Below are 17,433 nucleotides of genomic sequence, written 5' to 3'. Positions count from 1 at the left end.
TCGACGGAGAATGCGGAAACAGTAATTTGTAAATGTAAATCTAAAAAAGAATGATGAGTTAAGAGTTAGGAGTTAAGAATTAAGAGTTGGCTCCGCCGTTTGCTAGCTAAGTGGCGGAGCCAACTCTTAACTCTTAACTCTTAACTCTTAACTCTTAACTCCTCAATGTGGGAGAGCACTTCACGGGCTTTGGCCTCGATCTGGTCGAATTGCCGGTTGTTCAGCACGTCTTTCGGGAAGAGCTGCGAACCGATGCCGACCGCCGTAACGCCCGCGCCGAACCAGCGGCTCAGGCTTTCGCGCGTAGGTTCGACCCCCCCCGTCACCATCATGCTTGTCCAGGGCATGGGACCCTTGACAGCTTTCACAAAACCGGGCCCCAGCGTGTCGCCCGGAAAGACCTTGACGACTTCCACGCCCAGTTCCTCGGCGGCCGAGATCTCGGTCAGTGTCGCACAACCCGGCATGTAAGCCACCTTCCGGCGGTTGCAGGTGCGGGCAATGGATTCATGATACGAGGGGCCTACGATAAAATTAGCGCCCGACTGGATGTACAACGCGGCCGTACTGGCTTCAACCAGGGTGCCTGCGCCTAAAATTAGCTCGGGAAACTCGCGGGCAGCTACTTTAGCCAGTTCCGAAAACAACTCGTGGGCAAAATCACCCCGGTTGGTAAACTCAAACGCCCGGATGCCGCCCCGGTAACAGGCTCCCAACACCTCGCGGCAAACCTCCAGGTCGGCATGGTAAAAAACCGGCACCACCGGCACCCGCCAAATGGTCTGATAAACCTCTAATCGTGAAAAACGAGCCACCTTTTCTCAGTTAAGAATTAAAAGTTAAAAATTAAAAGTACAGCGTCGTTACTTTTAATTTTTAACTTTTAACTTTTAATTCTAAAATCATCTTCTCAATCGCCCGGAGCTATCGCCACCGACGAGGGCTTCGACTTCTGCGACGGTAACCAGATTCGCATCCCCTTCGACGGTATGTTTCAGGGCCGATGCAGCCGCGCCGAATTCGACGGCGTATTGCGGGTCGTTGGTCGCCAGCAAGCTGTAGATCAGCCCGGCCAGGTAAGCATCGCCCCCGCCAATGCGGTCGATAATGTGGGTGATGTCGTACACCTCCGACGAATACCGGGTCGAACCATCGAATAACTTAGCGGTCAGGCGGTTATGGGAGGCACTGATGGATTGCCGTTCGGTGTCCGTAAAATACTGGATGCGCGGGAATTTTTGCTGCATTTTCCGGCAGGCATCCTCAAAACTCGTGGCTTCGACCCCGTAAAGTTCTTCGAAATTTTGCTGATTGCCCAGCACCAGATCACAACCGGCGGTCAGGTCAGGCAAAATTTCCTGGGGCGTTTTGCCATATTTCCAGAGGTTGCTCCGAAAGTAAATATCACCCGAAACCCTCACACCCAGGCGATTGGCCGTCTGGATCGCTTCCAACAAACAATCGGCCGCGTATTGGGACAAAGCCGGTGTGATGCCCGACCAGTGGAACCAGTCGGCCCCACTCAAAATGGTTTTCCAGTCGAAATCGCCGGGTTGAAGCAGCGAAAATGCCGAATCGTAGCGGTCGTAAATGATCTGGCTGGCCCGGCTGACAGCCCCGGTTTCCAGAAAATACAAGCCGAGCCGCCCGTGGCCGAACCGGATATGGCTCGTATCGACGCCGTGGTACCGCAGCGTCGCGGCAGCGGCCTGTCCCAGGGCATGATCCGGAAACCGGGTGACGTGGGCGGTTTGACAACCGAAATACGCCAGCGAAACGGCCACATTCGCTTCCGTTCCGCCGTAAACGACGTTCAGGGAATGCGCCTGCGTGAATTTTGCAAAACCGGGCGGAGCCAGACGCATCATGACTTCGCCGAAGGTGACTACTTTTTTCAAGTACTAAATGGTTTAGAATGGTTGTATGGTTGAGAATGGTTGAAATGGGTTTGAATGGTTTATGATGGTTTGGATGGTAATCATTTTAGCCATTTAACCATATAACCATCTGACCATTTAAACCCTTTCAACCATTAAATTAAACACCGATACTTTCCAGTTCTTTCTTCGTAACCGGTTCCAGCGTGGGCGATAACGAATGAATGATCGCCAGGGCGATCAGGTAGGTCGAACTGGCGATGATGAACAACGGCAAATACCCGAACGTGACCCGGATGTTGCCCGCAACAGCCGCCAGCAAAATACCGCCCACCGCGCCGAACATGCCGCCAATTCCGGTGACTGAAGCCACGGCACTTTTGGGAAACAGATCCGACGCAAAGGTGTAAATATTAGCCGACCAACCCTGGTGAGCGGCTGTCGCCAGTGAAATCAAGGCGATCGCGACGTAAATGCTACTCGTTTGGGCCGCAAAAAAGATTGGAACGACGCAAATCGCACAAATCAGCATGGTGGTTTTCCGCGCCCGGTTAGCCGACCAGCCCATCTGAATGAACTTGGACGAAAGCCAGCCAAACAACACACTGCCACCGTCGGAAACAATGTAAATCACCAGAAACGGCAAACCGACATTTTTGAGGTCCAGGCGCTGATCGAGCGATTCGCTGCTGTTGAAAAAATCGGGCAGCCAAGTCAGGTAAAACCACCAGATCGGGTCACACATGAATTTGCCGACAATGAACGCCCAGGTTTGCCGGAAGCCCAGCAAGCGCCACCAGGATAGTTTCTCTTCCGGAATGTCTTCTTCCTTATCCTGTTGAATGTAAGCCAGTTCAGACCGGCTGACCCGCGGGTGTTCCTCCGGTCGGCGGTAAGTCCGGAGCCAGGCAATCAACACCAGAAAACCGAGTAAACCCGTTGCAATGAATGAAAACCGCCAGCCGAATTGGATCGTCAACCACGGAATCAGGGCGGCAGTGGCAATGATGCCCACGTTTGTTCCGGCGTTGAACAGCCCGGCGGCAAACGAACGCTCTTTTCGGGGAAACCACTCGGCTACGGATTTAATGGCCGACGGGAAGTTACCGGCTTCGCCGATACCCAGCATGAACCGAACCATGCTGAGACCGCGCAGGGAGCCGATGAACGCATTCAGAACGCCCGCAATGCTCCAGACGATGATGGAAATGGAATACCCCCGTTTGGTACCAACACGGTCGATCAGCCAGCCCGTGAGTAGAAAACCGAGCGCGTAGGCCACCTTGAAAACCGTATCGATGTAGCTGTATAGCACTTTAAACTGATCCAGATCGCTTTCGGTCAGGGCCTCGCCGGGCGCTTTGCCCATCATTTCCCGCCGGAACGTTTCGTCGATCATCGTAAACGAAAGAACCTGCCGGTCGATGTAATTGATGGTCGTCGCGAAAAACAGCAGCAGCACAATCCGCCAGCGAAAGTTTCCGGATAGTTCGGGCATTGACAGCAAAGGGTTAAAATATCATAAAGACAAAATTTTACCAAACTTACCGAAATACCGCTAAAAAATAGTAGATCGCAAGGCCGAACGGCCCAATGAGTAGAGCCATCCGGCCGCTTTCCTTTTTTAGCAAAACCCACAACAAAATGGCATTAGAACAAACCTGGCGCTGGTTCGGTCCGGCCGATCCCGTTAGTCTCAGTGACATCAAACAAGCCGGTGCAACGGGCATTGTCACCGCGCTGCACCATATTCCGAATGGGCAGGTGTGGACAGTGGAAGAGATAAAAGCCCGTAAAGAACTCATCGAAGCCGGAGCGCCCGGCGAACACCACCTGACCTGGTCGGTCGTGGAAAGTATTCCGGTGCACGAAGCGATCAAAACCCGGACGGACGGTTTTCAGCAATACATCGAGAACTACAAGGAATCGATTGTGAATCTCGGCCGCTGTGGAATTGATACGGTTTGCTACAACTTCATGCCCGTTCTCGACTGGACCCGCACGGACCTGGATTACCTCATGCCCGACGGCTCGACGGCCCTGCGCTTCGACGCCACCGAGTTTGCCGCTTTTGAACTGTTCATTCTGAAGCGACCCGGTGCCGAAAACCATTACACACCCGAGCAGGTCCTGAAAGCCCGAAACCGCTACGAAGCTCTTGATGAAACGGCGGCCCGGCGGTTACAGCGCAACATTCTGGCGGGTTTGCCCGGTTCGGAAGAAAGCTATACGGTCGAACAATTTCAGGCCACGCTGGATACTTACAAACACGTTAGTGACAAAGAGTTACGCGAAAACCTGTACGCGTTTCTGCGGGAAATCGCGCCCGTTGCGCAGGATGCCGGGGTCCGGCTGGCGATCCACCCCGACGATCCGCCGTATCCGATTCTGGGCTTGCCGCGCGTGGTCAGTACCGAAACCGACGCCAAAATGGTGCTGGAAGCCATCGACATCAAGGCCAACGGACTGTGCTTCTGCACGGGTTCATACGGCGTCCGACCCGATAATGACCTGGTCGGGATGGTCGAGCGACTGGGGTCACGCATTCATTTTATCCACTTACGCAGCACCAAACGGGACGAGGAAGGTAATTTCTACGAAGCCAATCACCTCGACGGCGATGTCGATATGTTCGGGGTAATGAGCGCCCTGCTGGGCGAGCAGCGACGCCGGGAGGAGGAAGGGATTGCCGACTGCCGGATGCCGTTCCGGCCCGATCACGGTCACAAAATGCTCGACGACCTGAACTCCGGTAAACGTACCAATCCGGGCTACACGGCCATCGGGCGGTTGCGCGGCCTGGCCGAACTGCGCGGCCTGATGCTCGGCATCGAGCGGTCGAGTCTGTGATTTTTTGTATCTTGGGGAAAGATCGTTTAAAGTTTGAGGTTTAACGATTTATGGCGTTAAACTTCAAACCTTAAACCTCAAACGTCAAACCGGAATATGGTTCAGGAAAAACAAACCAGGAAACGCAGTCCGGAGGAGCGGGCTGCCCGGGCTCGGTTGCTCGAATCGCTCGTCTATGAGATGTGGGACGGCAAACCGGTTTATTACGCCGGCTATAAGGAAGTAGTAAGCGGCAATAAAACGGTTGACGAAGTCATGAGTTCGAGTTTGTTACAGGGAATATTGGTCGCCCGGTTGGTGACCCGGTTTATGAATGGCTTGAGTGAAGAAGAATGGACGGTAGTGACCCATGAATTGGGCGTGCAATTCAAGAAAAATGATTGGCGGGCTTGTGATATCGCCATCTTTTCTACCCCGGAACTGGCCGATCAGGATTTGACCAAATACGCCTGGATACCGCCGAAAATAGCCATCGAAGTTGACACGAAAGCGGATTTTACCCGGTTTCATTCCGATTTTGATTACTACCAGCAAAAAACCACCCAATTGCTGGAATTTGGTGTCGAAAAAGTGATCTGGATTTTTACGGAATCCCGGAAAGTCTGGGTGGCCGAGCCCCAAAAAGACTGGTTGCTGAAGAACTGGGACCAGCCCGTCGAGGTGCTTCCAGGCTGTTTGTTTGTTCTGGATGCGTTGGTAACGGGTAAAAAAACCGGCTTGTAGTCTTTGCTCCAAAAACGCAATGTACTACGATCATGCTCGTTGATCATCCAATTAAATCCTTTCTGGACGACGATTTTCTCCTGAAAACCGATACCGCCCGGCGGCTCTATCACGACTACGCCAAGGCGATGCCCATTATCGACTACCACTGCCACCTGCCGCCCGACCAGATTGCGGCCGACAAACGGTTTGAAAATTTGACGCAAATCTGGCTCTACGGTGATCACTACAAATGGCGGGCCATGCGTACCAACGGCATTTCGGAACGCTACTGCACCGGCGACGCGTCGGACTACGAGAAGTTCGAAAAGTGGGCCGAAACCGTGCCGTACACCATGCGCAACCCCTTGTACCACTGGACGCACATGGAGTTGAAAAACCCGTTCGGGGTCGAAACGATCCTGAATCCGACGACGGCCCGCGATGTCTACGATGCCTGTACGGAACAACTTTCCGGTTTGTCGACCCGCGCGCTCCTGCGGCATTTCAACGTCCGGAGCGTTTGCACGACCGACGACCCGACGGACTCCCTCGAACACCATCAAAAAATTGCCGACGACGGTTTTGAAATTAAAGTTCTGCCGACGTTCCGGCCCGACAAAGCGATGGCGATTGATGACGTGCCGGTTTTTCAGGCTTACGTGAAGCGCGTGGGCGAGGTCTGCAACCAGGAAATCCGAACGCTGGAGGCCTATTTGGAGTGCCTGAAACAGCGGCACGACTATTTTGGGCAGATGGGTTGCCGATTGTCCGACCACGGACTGGAAACCGTGTACGCCGAGCCGTATACCGATGCCGCGGTGCGCGTGATTTTCCAGAAACTGCTCTTCGACGTGGCCTTGAGCAAGACCGAGCGTTTGCAGTTCAAGTCGTTCATGCTCGACCGGTTTGCCGAATGGGATTGGGAAAAAGGCTGGACGCAGCAGTTTCACCTGGGCGCCCTGCGCAACAACAACCAGCGGGCGTTGCGGACGCTCGGCCCCGACACGGGTTGGGACAGCATCGGCGATTTTCCACAGGCCCGGCCGCTGGCCCGGTTTCTGGGCGGGCTCGACAACCGCGATCAACTGGCAAAAACCATCCTGTACAACCTCAATCCGGCCGACAACGAAGTGATCGCGACCATGATCGGGAACTTCAACGACGGCTCCACACCCGGCAAGATTCAGTTCGGCTCGGGCTGGTGGTTCCTGGATCAGAAAGACGGCATGGAGCGGCAGATCAATGCCCTGTCGAACATGGGGTTGCTGAGCCGGTTTGTCGGAATGCTGACCGATTCGCGCAGCTTCCTGTCGTACCCGCGTCACGAATATTTCCGCCGGATTCTGTGCAACCTGTTCGGCAACGACATCGAAAACGGCGAGCTGCCCAACGACATCGACTGGATTGGCAAGCTGGTACAGGACATTTGCTACCGAAACGCGGAACGTTACTTCGGGTTCTGAACCGTACCCACGGACTTTAGTCCGTGTGAGTTTAGATGACCATTGCGGTAGAATAAACTCCCAAAACTCGGACTAAAGTCCGTGGGTACGGAGAAACACTCATTTGAGAAAAACGGTTATGTTTGTGAACCATCAACCGTACTCTTTGAGACCTTATGGCCACCCGCACCAAACTAACCAAATCGGCCGCTGCGGCTTACAAATTAGCTAACCTGCCGACCGACGGGCAGGTCCGTGTCGTGATCGAACGGGTTTCGCCCGAACTCGACGGCGGTCGGTTTCCGATCAAAGCCGTTCCCGGCGAAACGATTGCCATCGAAGCTGACATTTTTCTCGATGGGCACGACAAAGTAGCTGCCCGATTACTCTACCGCCATGTCGACGAGCCGGATTGGAGCGAAGTGCCGATGACGTTTATCGTCAATGACCGCTGGGGGGCTTCGTTTCCGATCGAAAAAGAAGGGCAATATCGGTACACGCTGGAGGGCTGGGTCGATCACATCGCGTCGTGGCAGCACGAAATCGCCCTGAAAGTGGCCGCTGGTCAGCGCGTAACGAGCGAACTGATGGCGGGTGCCGTCTTTGCCGACGGCATGGCGCAGCGGGCGGGCGGTGATGATAAATCGACGCTGGAGTGGGTCGCCGGTTTGTTCCGAACGGGTTCGGACGAATCGGCTGATATTCAGTACGAAGAAGCCATTCGGGTGGCGCAGAGCGAACAGTTTACCGACTTGCTGCGCCGGTATCCCGAACGGCAGCATCCGTCGCGCTACGCCCGTGAACTGGTGGTGGACGTCGACCGGCCGAAAGCCGGTTTCAGTACCTGGTACTGCCTCTTTCCACGCTCGGCTTCGCCGGAACCGGGCCTACACGGGACATTCCGCGACGTGGAACGGCTCTTGCCGCGCCTGGAAAGCATGGGCTTCGACGTGCTGTATTTGCCGCCCATTCATCCCATCGGCCACGCGTTTCGGAAAGGGAAAAATAACAATGTGGTGGCCCAGCCGGATGAACCGGGCGTTCCATACGGCATTGGCTCCGAACTGGGCGGCCACACGGCCATCCACCCCGAACTCGGCACGCTCGATGATTTTAAACACCTGATTGCCATCGCGAAAAATCACGGGATGGAAGTGGCAATGGACCTGGCCATTCAGTGCTCGCCGGATCACCCCTGGGCCAAAGAACACCCGGAATGGTTCAAAAAACGGCCCGACGGAACGATTCAGTACGCCGAGAATCCGCCCAAAAAATACCAGGATATCTACCCGGTTTATTTTGAAACCGACGACTGGCAGAGCCTTTGGCTCGAAATGAAAGAAATCATGCTGACCTGGGCGTCGTGGGGCGTTCGGATCATTCGGGTCGATAATCCGCACACCAAACCGTTCCAGTTCTGGGAATGGCTCATTAAGGAGGTTCGGAAGCAATACCCCGACCTGATTTTCCTGGCCGAAGCCTTCACGAAGCCGAAGGTGATGCAGCAACTGGCCAAACGCGGTTTTGCGCAGTCGTATACCTATTTCACCTGGCGGAATACCAAGCACGAGTTGCAGGAGTACCTAACCGAGCTGACCCAGAGCGAGATGAAGTACTATTACCGCCCGAATTTCTGGCCGACCACTCACGACATCAATCCGTATATTCTGCAATCAGGGCATGAGCCGCAGTTTCTGATCCGGTTTTTGCTGGCAGCCACGCTCTCGTCGAATTATGGGATTTACGGCCCGTCGTTTGAATTGATGGAACACCTGCCGTTTCCGGGTAAGGAAGAATACATCGATTCGGAAAAATACGAAATCCGGCACTGGGACTGGAGCCGAACCAACCGGCTGACCTACCTGATTGGTCTGGTAAACCGCCTTCGGCGCGAAAATCCGGCGCTGCAAGCTACTAATAACCTGACGTTCTGCCGAATTGACGACGACGCTCTGATGGCCTACCTGAAAGTGACGGGCGAAAACCGGCTGCTGATGGTGATCAATACCGATGCCTACAACCGGCGGGCGGGCATGGTGCAGGTACCGACCTGGCAGTTGGGCATTGGCGACGATCAGCCGTATACCGTTCATGACCTGCTGACCGGGGCCTATTACACCTGGCGCGGCCAGTGGAACTACGTCGAACTGGACCCGTATCAACTGCCCATGCACTTGCTGAAAATTGAGCTCTGACGAAATACCGTCTAGTCTGTCGGAAAAGTAGAGCCATTGCCTAAGAATTGTGTGGTATCCTCGCCCGGATGGAGTTAACTTAGTAATGAAGCCCAAACTCTATCCTGTAAACTCATGATTCAAAAAGCAATTCAGTATCCGGCGTTGATTAAGTATTTGAAGGGATTTAGCAACTACTCGTGGTTGCACTATTGTGATGGTCGTAAACTGTTAGTTGCTAAATCGCTTTGTTATTTCGAAAAGAAGTTACCGGATTTCTTTAGGGTTCATAAAACAGCCCTGGTCAACCCGCATTACATTCAAGATTTTCAGGCTCCACCGGGGCATAAAATGTCAGGATCGATTCGCCTGAAAGATGGTGAGGTACTGCCTGTGAGCCGTCGTCGCTGGAACCAGATCGTTGATCCGTTGACCATGCTGTTATTGGCTCCGTCGGCCGGTTACCAGTCCGATAGACTGTCAGAAACCGTCGGATCGCTGGAGATTTTGACTGCCAAAGAAGCGCTGAAAACCGCCAAACACCAGCCTGCCCGGCAGATCTGGGTTGCGATGGCGGATGAGATCAAAGTCACGTTGCTTCGGCAATTGATGCGCGAACGCTGGCCGAACTGGCACCTGCAACTCTTCGATACGGGCTCCGGCATCCAAAAAGCTCTGCCCGATGTCGACGATACCGAAATGCCTGCCATGATTATTCTCGACGGCAGCCAGGCAAACGGTCTGGTGACGTTGCGTTCGGTGAAGCGCAGCAGCCGGTTTCGGCTGATTCCGACGGTTTTGCTGTCGTCGGCCGGAAACCATGATCTGGCAGAGCTGGGCTACGAATCGGGTGCCAACTCGGTGATCGTTCAACCCACCGAGCCAAGCCGGTTTATCCAAGTGCTGGAAAAAACGTTCCGCTACTGGTTGACGATGGCTTCGGCTCCGTATGCACAGGCCCGGATCAGACCAACGTTCAGCTAAACGATCATTTAATACAGCGAAGAAGAAGTGTTCGGCAGGATCACGGTTTCCCACCAGTAATCTTTCAGCGTCTCGAAATACGTGAGCCATTCGCTGAAATCCGTCGGCTTGACCACGTACGAAGTGACTCCCCGCTCGTACGATTCGGTAATGTCCTCGTGGTGAGCCGAACTGCTGAACACGACAATCGGAATCTGGGCAATGTCGGAGCCGATTTCTTTAATCTGTTCCACGGTATTCCAGCCATCCTCGCGTTCGGGTAAGTACAGATCCAGCAGAATGAGTTTGGGGAGTCGAAGACCCGTCAGGGCACATTCTCTGAGGTGCTCGACGGCCTCCTGCTCATTGCTGAACACCAACGCTTCTACTCCCGAAAAGCTTTGCTGAATGGCATTTTTAATCAGAATCTGGTGGTCCGGATTGTCCTCAATCACCAGAATACTGGCGTTTTTAGCCCGGCCCGGGCTTTTTTTTGTGCGTGGCGTGTTCATGGTTGTTACAGTTTCCCTTTTCAAATCTTTACACAACATTCGTTCTCCGGTTCTGAACGAATGAATCAATAAATCAACCATTGAAAATAGGTGTCTTAACTGACTTCCGGGATACCTATTCTAATAATTCGCTTGAACGGTCAATTGTTTAACTGTTGAATCAGAAAATCCCAAATGATTTCGTCGATGTGAGGTGTCATGCCCACCCGGAGCACCTGATTGTCGGACTTACCGGGCATTGCACGGACTAAACGGGGCGGCATCGGCCCGTACCGGCGGGCTGTGGGTATGGGTTACCTTTCGCTAAATACCGCGTCTAACTGGAAACCGAAAACCCAGTCTGATCGTTTTGGGCTTGATAACCAAGCTTGTAAAGCGTGCTGTCATTCCGAGTCGTTTTTTCAATTGTTATTGTAAGTATTCTTTCCTTTACCGTAGAAACGACGGCCTGGGCACAACGCAACGCCCGGTATCCCCAGCGGAAACAACCGGCTCGTGCCGTATCGGTGCCGAAACCGGCGGGTGTTCATTTTTGCGGAGAGCCGGTGCCGGTCGAGAGCGGGGCCGTGGCGCGCAACCTATCGATGGCGCTGATGCGGAATGTTTCGTCGCAAAATCATCTGCTCAATTTCCGTCGTCGGGCGTTGGCGCACTACTTCCCGGTCATCGAACCGATTTTGCGAAAATACCGCATTCCTGACGATTTCAAGTACCTGGCCGTGGTCGAAAGCGGGCTGAAAGCTGATGCGGTTTCGCACAAGGGGGCCGTGGGCTACTGGCAACTCATGCCCGAAACGGCTGAGGAACTGGGCCTGAAAATCAACGACAAAATAGATGAACGCAAGGACTTGCTCAAATCGACGGATGCCGCCTGCCGGTACCTTCGGATTCTACACCGCAATCTGGGCTCGTGGACGATGGTAGCGGCTGCCTACAACGGCGGAATTGGCCGGATGCAAACCCACATGAAGCAACAACGCGAGACGAACTACTACTTTCTATCCATGAATCAGGAAACCAGTGACTACCTATACAAAATTGTGGCAGTCAAGGAGTTTTTTCAGTTTCCGGGGCAATACTTGACCAGCAACCTGATGGCGTCGGCGGGCAATTCGTACGAACGCGAGCGGGCCGAAGCGATGGCAAAGGGCCTGATTCCGGTCGAAGAACCTGAACCGATCGGTTTTGCCATCGAGCCAAAGGAAAGTATGGAATTACGGATTGAGAGTGCTTCGGTCGATAGTTTGCTCGGCGCTTTGTCGCGGCCAAAACCGGAGACTTCCATGTTGTTTAAAGGTGATGTACAGGCTGAACTGGTGAAGCCCGGTAAAGCGGCTGTTGGGCAAACCTGGGAGTTTCGGCTGACGGAAACGACGCAGCTAGGCGAACAAAAGCTGGGGAAAGAGGATCGGCTTTTTGCGATTGTCGATGACATCGACCGGCGGACGGGCCAGATTTTCCTGCGATCTACCAAACTGGTGTCGATAGCTGATCAGCAACCCTACAAAATGACGCTGATTTGCCTGAATCCGCAAACCGGTCTGGCGGGCGTTCCGCTCCCGAAAGCCGATCAGCTCAAACCGGATGGCCGGGCCTGGACCGTGAGCTGGAAAGTCCTGTAGCGTATTACCAGCCGGGCGGTTCGACCACGGGCGTCTGTCGGCCAAAGAAATTCCGGCAATCACCCTGCGGCACGATGACGGAACTGATGTAGCCATAAATCGCCTGTCCGTATGTGGCTTCGCCGGTTTCCCGAAACCGCTTGCGGGCCACGGCTGAGGCTCCGAAAAAACCGAGTGCCTGCTCGGTGGGGTCGCTGGTGTTGGTAATATTGCCCATTACGGAAGCCGGAAGTGGGTCGAAAATGGTGCCTGTCCGGGATTGCTGCTCCTTGAATAATCGCCAGAACTGATAAGCCGCCGGTGTCAGGCTGTATTGCTGCACTTCGACCAGCGTGGGGCCGGGCGTATAAATGGGCGAACGCATCACCAGCCGCTGCGGAAGCCGGTTTCCGTTGACACCATTGTCCGACAAAATATTTACATCCTGACTGAAATACTGCACCCAGCAGCGGTCGAAACAGATCGCTGTACAACCCAGACAGCAGGAAACACCCGTCGAACGCCGGGCGGTGTAAGTATAAGCCGTCCAGCGGTAATAATTCGCCTGATTGGCCGGGTCATTCACGTCGGCATAGAAATAATACTGATACGGCAAAGCTACGCTTTCGGTGGGGGTAAACCGGGCATAGACGCTGTCGATAGTCGGCACGGTGGGCATTTGCTCCGGCGCTGAAACATACGTCTTGCCGTCGGCCAGTCGAATCGTCAGCGTGTAGGACCGGCCGGGTTGACCCACAAACGTGGAGTCTGTAGTCCGGTAAAACCCGGCATTCATGGCGTCGTGCGCCAGCGATGTGGAACGTCCGGCATCGTCGCGTAAGGTCACGGTTGCATCCGTTATTTTCTGATCCTGCGGGTTTTCCTGATCAAACGTAAAACTGCCCGAATACGAAAGCCGGACGGTATAAGGCGGTTTTTCGTTCGTAATCAGGCCGTCGACCACCAGTTGCGGTTTTTCGTTCCGGATGGGCAATGAGACCTGATCGATGCAGGAAGCCAGCCCAATCCATAGCGTCAGAGAGAGTAAAAACCGCTTCATCAGAAATAGAAATTATACGTAATAGACGGAATCAGCGTACCAAAAACCGCCAGCCGATACGCATCAGTTCGGGCATTCGAGCGGTTGAAATACACCGAATACGGGTTTTTTCGGGCATAAACGTTGTAAATCCCGATGGTCCAGATGCTGTAACGGGTTTGGCGGTTGCTCAGCCGCGTGTCTTTCGAAAAAGCAATGTCCAGCCGGTGGTAATCCTGAATCCGGTCGGCATTGCGTTTGGAATAATTCAGCGTCGGCTGGTTGGCAAAGACGTACTGGCCGTCGGGGTAGGTGGCCGGAACGCCGGTGCTGTACACAAAATTGGTCGTGAAGGTCCAGTTATACCGCATCGCCAGCCGGGTTTGCAGGTTGAGGTTGTGCGGTTTGTCGAAATTTGACGGATACCACGCGCCCTGGTTGACCTGCAGTTCGCGGTAGGGCGTCTGGACGGCCACCAGCGAGCGGGCGTAGGAGTAGTTGAACTGCCCGGTTAGCTTGCCCCGGTTTCGCGCTACACTCAGTTCGACACCGTAAGCCCGGCCCCGTGCCCGGAGCAAATCCGTTTCCAGCCGTTCGTTCAGGAGCAGCGTGGCGCCGTTGCGGTATTCCACGAGGTTGTCGATGGTTTTGTAGTAGCCTTCTAGTGCAATTTCTATCGTGTTGTCGTTCAAATTTTTGAATACGCCAACTGCCACCTGGTCGGCCACCTGCGCGGGCACGAACGAATCGCTGGCTTTCCAGAAATCGGAGGGCGTAATGGCGGTCGTGTTCGAAATCAGATGGATGTACTGCCGGTTTCGGCTGTAGTTGAGTTTGACCGACAAATCGGGGGCCAGTTGCAGCCGCAGCCCAAACCGGGGTTCAAAACCGCCGTAGGTCCGGATGGTTTTCCCATCGGCATACACCGTCGAATCGACCACGGATTCGGGCGTCCTTGGCCCTTGTTCGGCGTAGCGGTAAACGGTCTGCGGACCCAACTGGGCGTAGGACGAATACCGCAAACCGGCCTGGAGCGTGATGGCTGGTGTCAGGACCCATTCCGTATTAACGTAAACGCCCAGTTCGCGGGCACTTTCCGGTTCGAGCCGCTTCGGGTTGATGCTGGAGGGCGCGCCCGTTGGCTGCTGATCGCCTTTCTGAATCTGGTACAAAATACCGTTCGCGCCCACCTGTAGTTTGTGTTTTTCGAACAACGTATAAAACAGGTCGGCTTTGGCTTCGCGGTGCCGGATGTAGGACGTGAGCCGAAAGGTGTAGCCCCCGGTTTCGCCATCGACCTGGTACTGATAACCGCTGTACAAGGCATTGATATTCAACTGGATGTTTTTTCGCAACAAACTACTCCAGCGCCCCGACACCACGTTCGACTGCCAGCCGTAGGTCGTATCACCCGGAAACTTGAAACGGTCGTCGCTTCGGTAAGCCGACAGCGAAAACGTGTTAACGGCATTGGGAGCGTAATTCAGGCGCAGGTTGCCGTCGTAGAAAACCGCCCGGCTTTCCCGGGCCGCGCTGCCCTGCGGGAATGAGTTCAGAATCCAGTTCGGATAGGCCACGCGCCCGGCCACCAGCAGCGTGAGTCCCTTGGCAATCGGCCCATCGACCACCAGCCGTCCGCTGATCGGACTGATCCCACCCGATAGCCGCCAGCGTTCGCCGTTCCCGGCTCGGGTGTTGACGAGCAGCAGCGACGAAATCCGCCCGCCATATTGCGACGAAAAACTGCCTTTGTAAAGGTTTACATCCTGAATAACATCCGAACTGACATTGGTGTAAAAACCGAGCAGGTGGGAGGTGTTGTACAACGGTGCGCCGTCGAGCAACACCAGATTCTGGTCGGTGCGGCCCCCGCGCACGTTGAAACCGCCCGCGCCTTCGCCCGCCGTTGTCACCCCGGCCTGAAGTGTGAGGGCTTTCAGGATGTCCGGTTCGCCGAGCACGACCGGCATTTTTTTTAGTTGCCGGACATCGAGTTGAATCTGGCTCATCCGAATGTCCTTGACATTTTGGTCGGCCCGCCGGTCGCGGACCTCGACTTCATCTAATTCAAATGTCTGGGAAATCAGCCGGAAAACCGTTGTTCGATTGCTGTTGACAACAATGAACGGACGGTCGGACTTGAAACCCACCGCCGAGAGGTTGATGTGGTACGAACCGGGTGGTAGCGAAACCGAAAACCGCCCCTGCTCGTCGGTGATGGTGCCTGCCCCGGTTTCGGTCACGAACAGACTCGCACCCACGACCGGGAGGTTGGTATCGGCCCGCATGACGGTGCCACTGAGGGTAACCCGCTGGGCGAGGGCGGTTTGTAAACTGGCTAAAAAAGCAACAAAGCAAAGCAGGTAAAATCGACGCATGCGCGGCCAGGGTTGTATTTACCAAGACAGCAAAAACCGTCAAGACGTTGGAATCATCCAAAATACAATTTTACGAATACAATTTACAGCGTCATCGATCGCCTGAAAGGCCTTTTTTGTAAACTTCTATCGCACGGTTCCGGGCCAGGGTATGATCGACCATTGGGACCGGGTAGTCGAGGGAGTTGAATTCGGGCACCCAGCGCCGGATGTAGGCACCTTTCGGATCGAACTTCTGCGCCTGGAGCGTCGGATTGAACACCCGGAAGTAGGGCGCAGCATCCGTACCCGAACCGGCGGCCCACTGCCAGCCACCGTTGTTGGCCGAGAGGTCGTAGTCGCGGAGCTTTCTGGCGAAATAGGCTTCGCCCCACCGCCAGTCGATGAGCAGGTGTTTGCAAAGAAAACTGGCCGTAATCATCCGGACGCGGTTGTGCATCCAGCCGGTTTCGTTCAGTTGCCGCATCCCGGCATCGACAATCGGGTAGCCTGTCCGGCCTTCGCACCAGCGCTGAAACTCGCCCTCGTCGTTGCGCCATTCGATGTTGTCGTACTCGCGCCGGAATGAAAATTTCTCGACATGCGGAAAATGGTCGAGCACCTGAAAATAAAAATCCCGCCAGATCAGCTCGTTCAAAAAGGTCACGTTGTGCTCGCGGGCCTGCCGGGCCAGCTCGCGAATGCTGATCGTGCCAAACCGGAGGTGAATGCTGAGTTCGCTCGTGCCCGGAATGGCCGGAAAATTGCGGGTTTCTTTGTAATTTGCCAGCAATTTTGCCGGGACGATTTTGCCCGGAAACGGCTCGTTGAACGGCTTAAAACCGAGTTCTTCCAGGGTTGGAATCGGCTGCGCGTCGATCTTCAGAAAGTTACGGACATATTTTTCCGTCGGGTACGACCGTAGGTAAAAATCCGTCAGTTTTTGCTGCCAGGTGCGGCTGTAGGGTGTAAAAACCGTGTAGGGCGACCGGTTGGCGGTCAGGACTTCGTCCCGGTCGAAAATCGTCTGGTCTTTGTACATGTAAAATTCCGCGCCGTTTTCGTACAGCAGTTCGGCCACGGCTTTGTCGCGTTCCTTGGCATAGACTTCATAATCGTAATTGGTGAAAACTGCCTGAATATCAAACTCTTTCAAAAGCTTTTGATAAACGTCGAGGGGTTTCCCGTAGCGAACGATCAGTGAGGTGCCCAGCTTCCGGAACTCCGTCTGCATCTCCAGCAAGGTCTGGTGAATGAATTCGAGCCGCCGGTCGCGTTTGTCTTCAAGCGCGTCCAGAATGGTTTGGTCGAAAATGAAAACTGGCACGATGGGCCAGCCGCTGCGCAGGGCGTGGTACAAACCGGTGTTGTCGTTCAGTCGCAAATCCCGGCGGTCCGTGGGTACGGGTACTTACTGCTTATACACCTTGCCTTCCTTCATCACAAACCGCACCTGCTGCAACGTTTTGATGTTCTGGACGGGGTTTTCATCGACGGCAATCAGGTCGGCCAGTTTGCCGGTTTCGACCGAGCCAAGCTGGTTTTTCATTCCGAGCAGTTCAGCGTTCACCATCGTGGCCGATTTGATGGCTGCCAGCGGGGGCATCCCGGCTTCGACCATGTACTCAAATTCCTTCGCGTTGTAGCCGTGGACAAACACGCCCGCGTCGGTACCGAAGGCAATCTTGACACCCGCTTTGTAGGCTTTGGCAAACGTGCCCTGAATCAACGGCCCGATCGCCAGGGCTTTCGGCGTGACCATCGGCGGGTAGTACCCGAAAATCCGGGCCGAATCGGAGGTTACTTTTCCGGCAATGATCGTCGGAACGTAGTAGGTGCCGTGCTTCTTGAACAATTCGATGGCTTCGTCGTCCATCATGGTGCCGTGCTCGATGGTCGTCACACCCGCGCGG

14 protein-coding genes are annotated in these 17,433 nt (G+C 54.6%); 6 read left to right on the top strand and 8 right to left on the bottom strand.

The window, feature by feature from the left end; translation table 11 throughout:
• Positions 1-140: 140 nt before the first annotated feature.
• The 3 genes from ACO2Q8_RS28880 to ACO2Q8_RS28870 all read right to left on the bottom strand — a co-directional run bounded on the left by ACO2Q8_RS28880 (position 141) and on the right by ACO2Q8_RS28870 (position 3,375).
• Positions 141-815 carry a bifunctional 4-hydroxy-2-oxoglutarate aldolase/2-dehydro-3-deoxy-phosphogluconate aldolase gene (locus ACO2Q8_RS28880; RefSeq protein ID WP_423348385.1) on the bottom strand — a complete coding sequence of 225 codons (675 nt, stop codon included), beginning with the start codon at positions 813-815 and terminating at the stop codon, positions 141-143.
• A gap of 87 nt (positions 816-902) precedes the next feature.
• Positions 903-1,898 carry a PfkB family carbohydrate kinase gene (locus ACO2Q8_RS28875; protein WP_423348384.1) on the bottom strand — a complete coding sequence of 332 codons (996 nt, stop codon included), beginning with the start codon at positions 1,896-1,898 and terminating at the stop codon, positions 903-905.
• A 139-nt stretch (positions 1,899-2,037) separates the two neighbouring features.
• The gene (locus ACO2Q8_RS28870; protein WP_423348383.1) at positions 2,038-3,375 is read right to left on the bottom strand and encodes an MFS transporter; all 1,338 of its coding nucleotides are present in this window, start codon (positions 3,373-3,375) and stop codon (positions 2,038-2,040) included.
• Between the two features lie 146 nt (positions 3,376-3,521).
• Here ACO2Q8_RS28870 and uxuA point away from each other — a divergent pair, with 146 nt between their 5' ends.
• The 5 genes from uxuA to ACO2Q8_RS28845 all read left to right on the top strand — a co-directional run bounded on the left by uxuA (position 3,522) and on the right by ACO2Q8_RS28845 (position 10,032).
• Entirely contained in the window at positions 3,522-4,727 is a 1,206-nt protein-coding gene (uxuA, locus tag ACO2Q8_RS28865; RefSeq protein WP_423348382.1) for a mannonate dehydratase, read from the top strand.
• A gap of 96 nt (positions 4,728-4,823) precedes the next feature.
• The gene (locus tag ACO2Q8_RS28860) at positions 4,824-5,450 is read left to right on the top strand and encodes a hypothetical protein (RefSeq protein WP_423348381.1); all 627 of its coding nucleotides are present in this window, start codon (positions 4,824-4,826) and stop codon (positions 5,448-5,450) included.
• A gap of 32 nt (positions 5,451-5,482) precedes the next feature.
• Positions 5,483-6,895 (top strand): glucuronate isomerase, encoded by a 1,413-nt coding sequence (gene uxaC, locus ACO2Q8_RS28855; RefSeq protein ID WP_423348380.1) that lies wholly within the window; start codon positions 5,483-5,485, stop codon positions 6,893-6,895.
• Positions 6,896-7,050: 155 nt separating this feature from the next.
• Positions 7,051-9,069: an alpha-1,4-glucan--maltose-1-phosphate maltosyltransferase gene (locus ACO2Q8_RS28850; RefSeq protein WP_423348379.1), complete on the top strand. Its 2,019-nt coding sequence runs from the start codon at positions 7,051-7,053 to the stop codon at positions 9,067-9,069.
• Positions 9,070-9,183: 114 nt separating this feature from the next.
• Complete coding sequence (locus tag ACO2Q8_RS28845) at positions 9,184-10,032, top strand: response regulator transcription factor (RefSeq protein ID WP_423348378.1); 849 nt, start codon at positions 9,184-9,186, stop codon at positions 10,030-10,032.
• Positions 10,033-10,040: 8 nt separating this feature from the next.
• Here the strand turns inward: ACO2Q8_RS28845 and ACO2Q8_RS28840 are convergent, their stop codons facing one another.
• Complete coding sequence (locus ACO2Q8_RS28840; RefSeq protein ID WP_423348377.1) at positions 10,041-10,523, bottom strand: response regulator; 483 nt, start codon at positions 10,521-10,523, stop codon at positions 10,041-10,043.
• Positions 10,524-10,900: 377 nt separating this feature from the next.
• Between ACO2Q8_RS28840 and ACO2Q8_RS28835 the strand changes: the two genes are divergently transcribed.
• A complete protein-coding gene (locus ACO2Q8_RS28835) occupies positions 10,901-12,145 on the top strand; it encodes a lytic transglycosylase domain-containing protein (RefSeq protein WP_423348376.1) in 1,245 nt (414 codons plus the stop codon).
• A 4-nt stretch (positions 12,146-12,149) separates the two neighbouring features.
• Here the strand turns inward: ACO2Q8_RS28835 and ACO2Q8_RS28830 are convergent, their stop codons facing one another.
• From ACO2Q8_RS28830 to ACO2Q8_RS28815, 4 genes are all read right to left on the bottom strand, one after another.
• A complete protein-coding gene (locus ACO2Q8_RS28830; protein ID WP_423348375.1) occupies positions 12,150-13,184 on the bottom strand; it encodes a DUF4249 domain-containing protein in 1,035 nt (344 codons plus the stop codon).
• Positions 13,184-15,541 (bottom strand): TonB-dependent receptor, encoded by a 2,358-nt coding sequence (locus ACO2Q8_RS28825; protein WP_423348374.1) that lies wholly within the window; start codon positions 15,539-15,541, stop codon positions 13,184-13,186. The genes ACO2Q8_RS28830 and ACO2Q8_RS28825 overlap by 1 nt, the downstream gene beginning before the upstream one ends.
• A gap of 91 nt (positions 15,542-15,632) precedes the next feature.
• A complete protein-coding gene (locus ACO2Q8_RS28820) occupies positions 15,633-16,904 on the bottom strand; it encodes a cryptochrome/photolyase family protein (RefSeq protein WP_423348373.1) in 1,272 nt (423 codons plus the stop codon).
• Between the two features lie 27 nt (positions 16,905-16,931).
• Positions 16,932-17,433 (bottom strand): amidohydrolase family protein (locus tag ACO2Q8_RS28815; RefSeq protein ID WP_423348372.1); only part of this gene is annotated, 502 nt, incomplete at its 5' end.

Origin of the sequence: Larkinella sp. VNQ87, assembly GCF_049445795.1 — a bacterium.
In the GTDB taxonomy this organism is placed as follows: domain Bacteria; phylum Bacteroidota; class Bacteroidia; order Cytophagales; family Spirosomataceae; genus Larkinella.
This window is presented reverse-complemented; position numbering and strand designations above follow the sequence as displayed.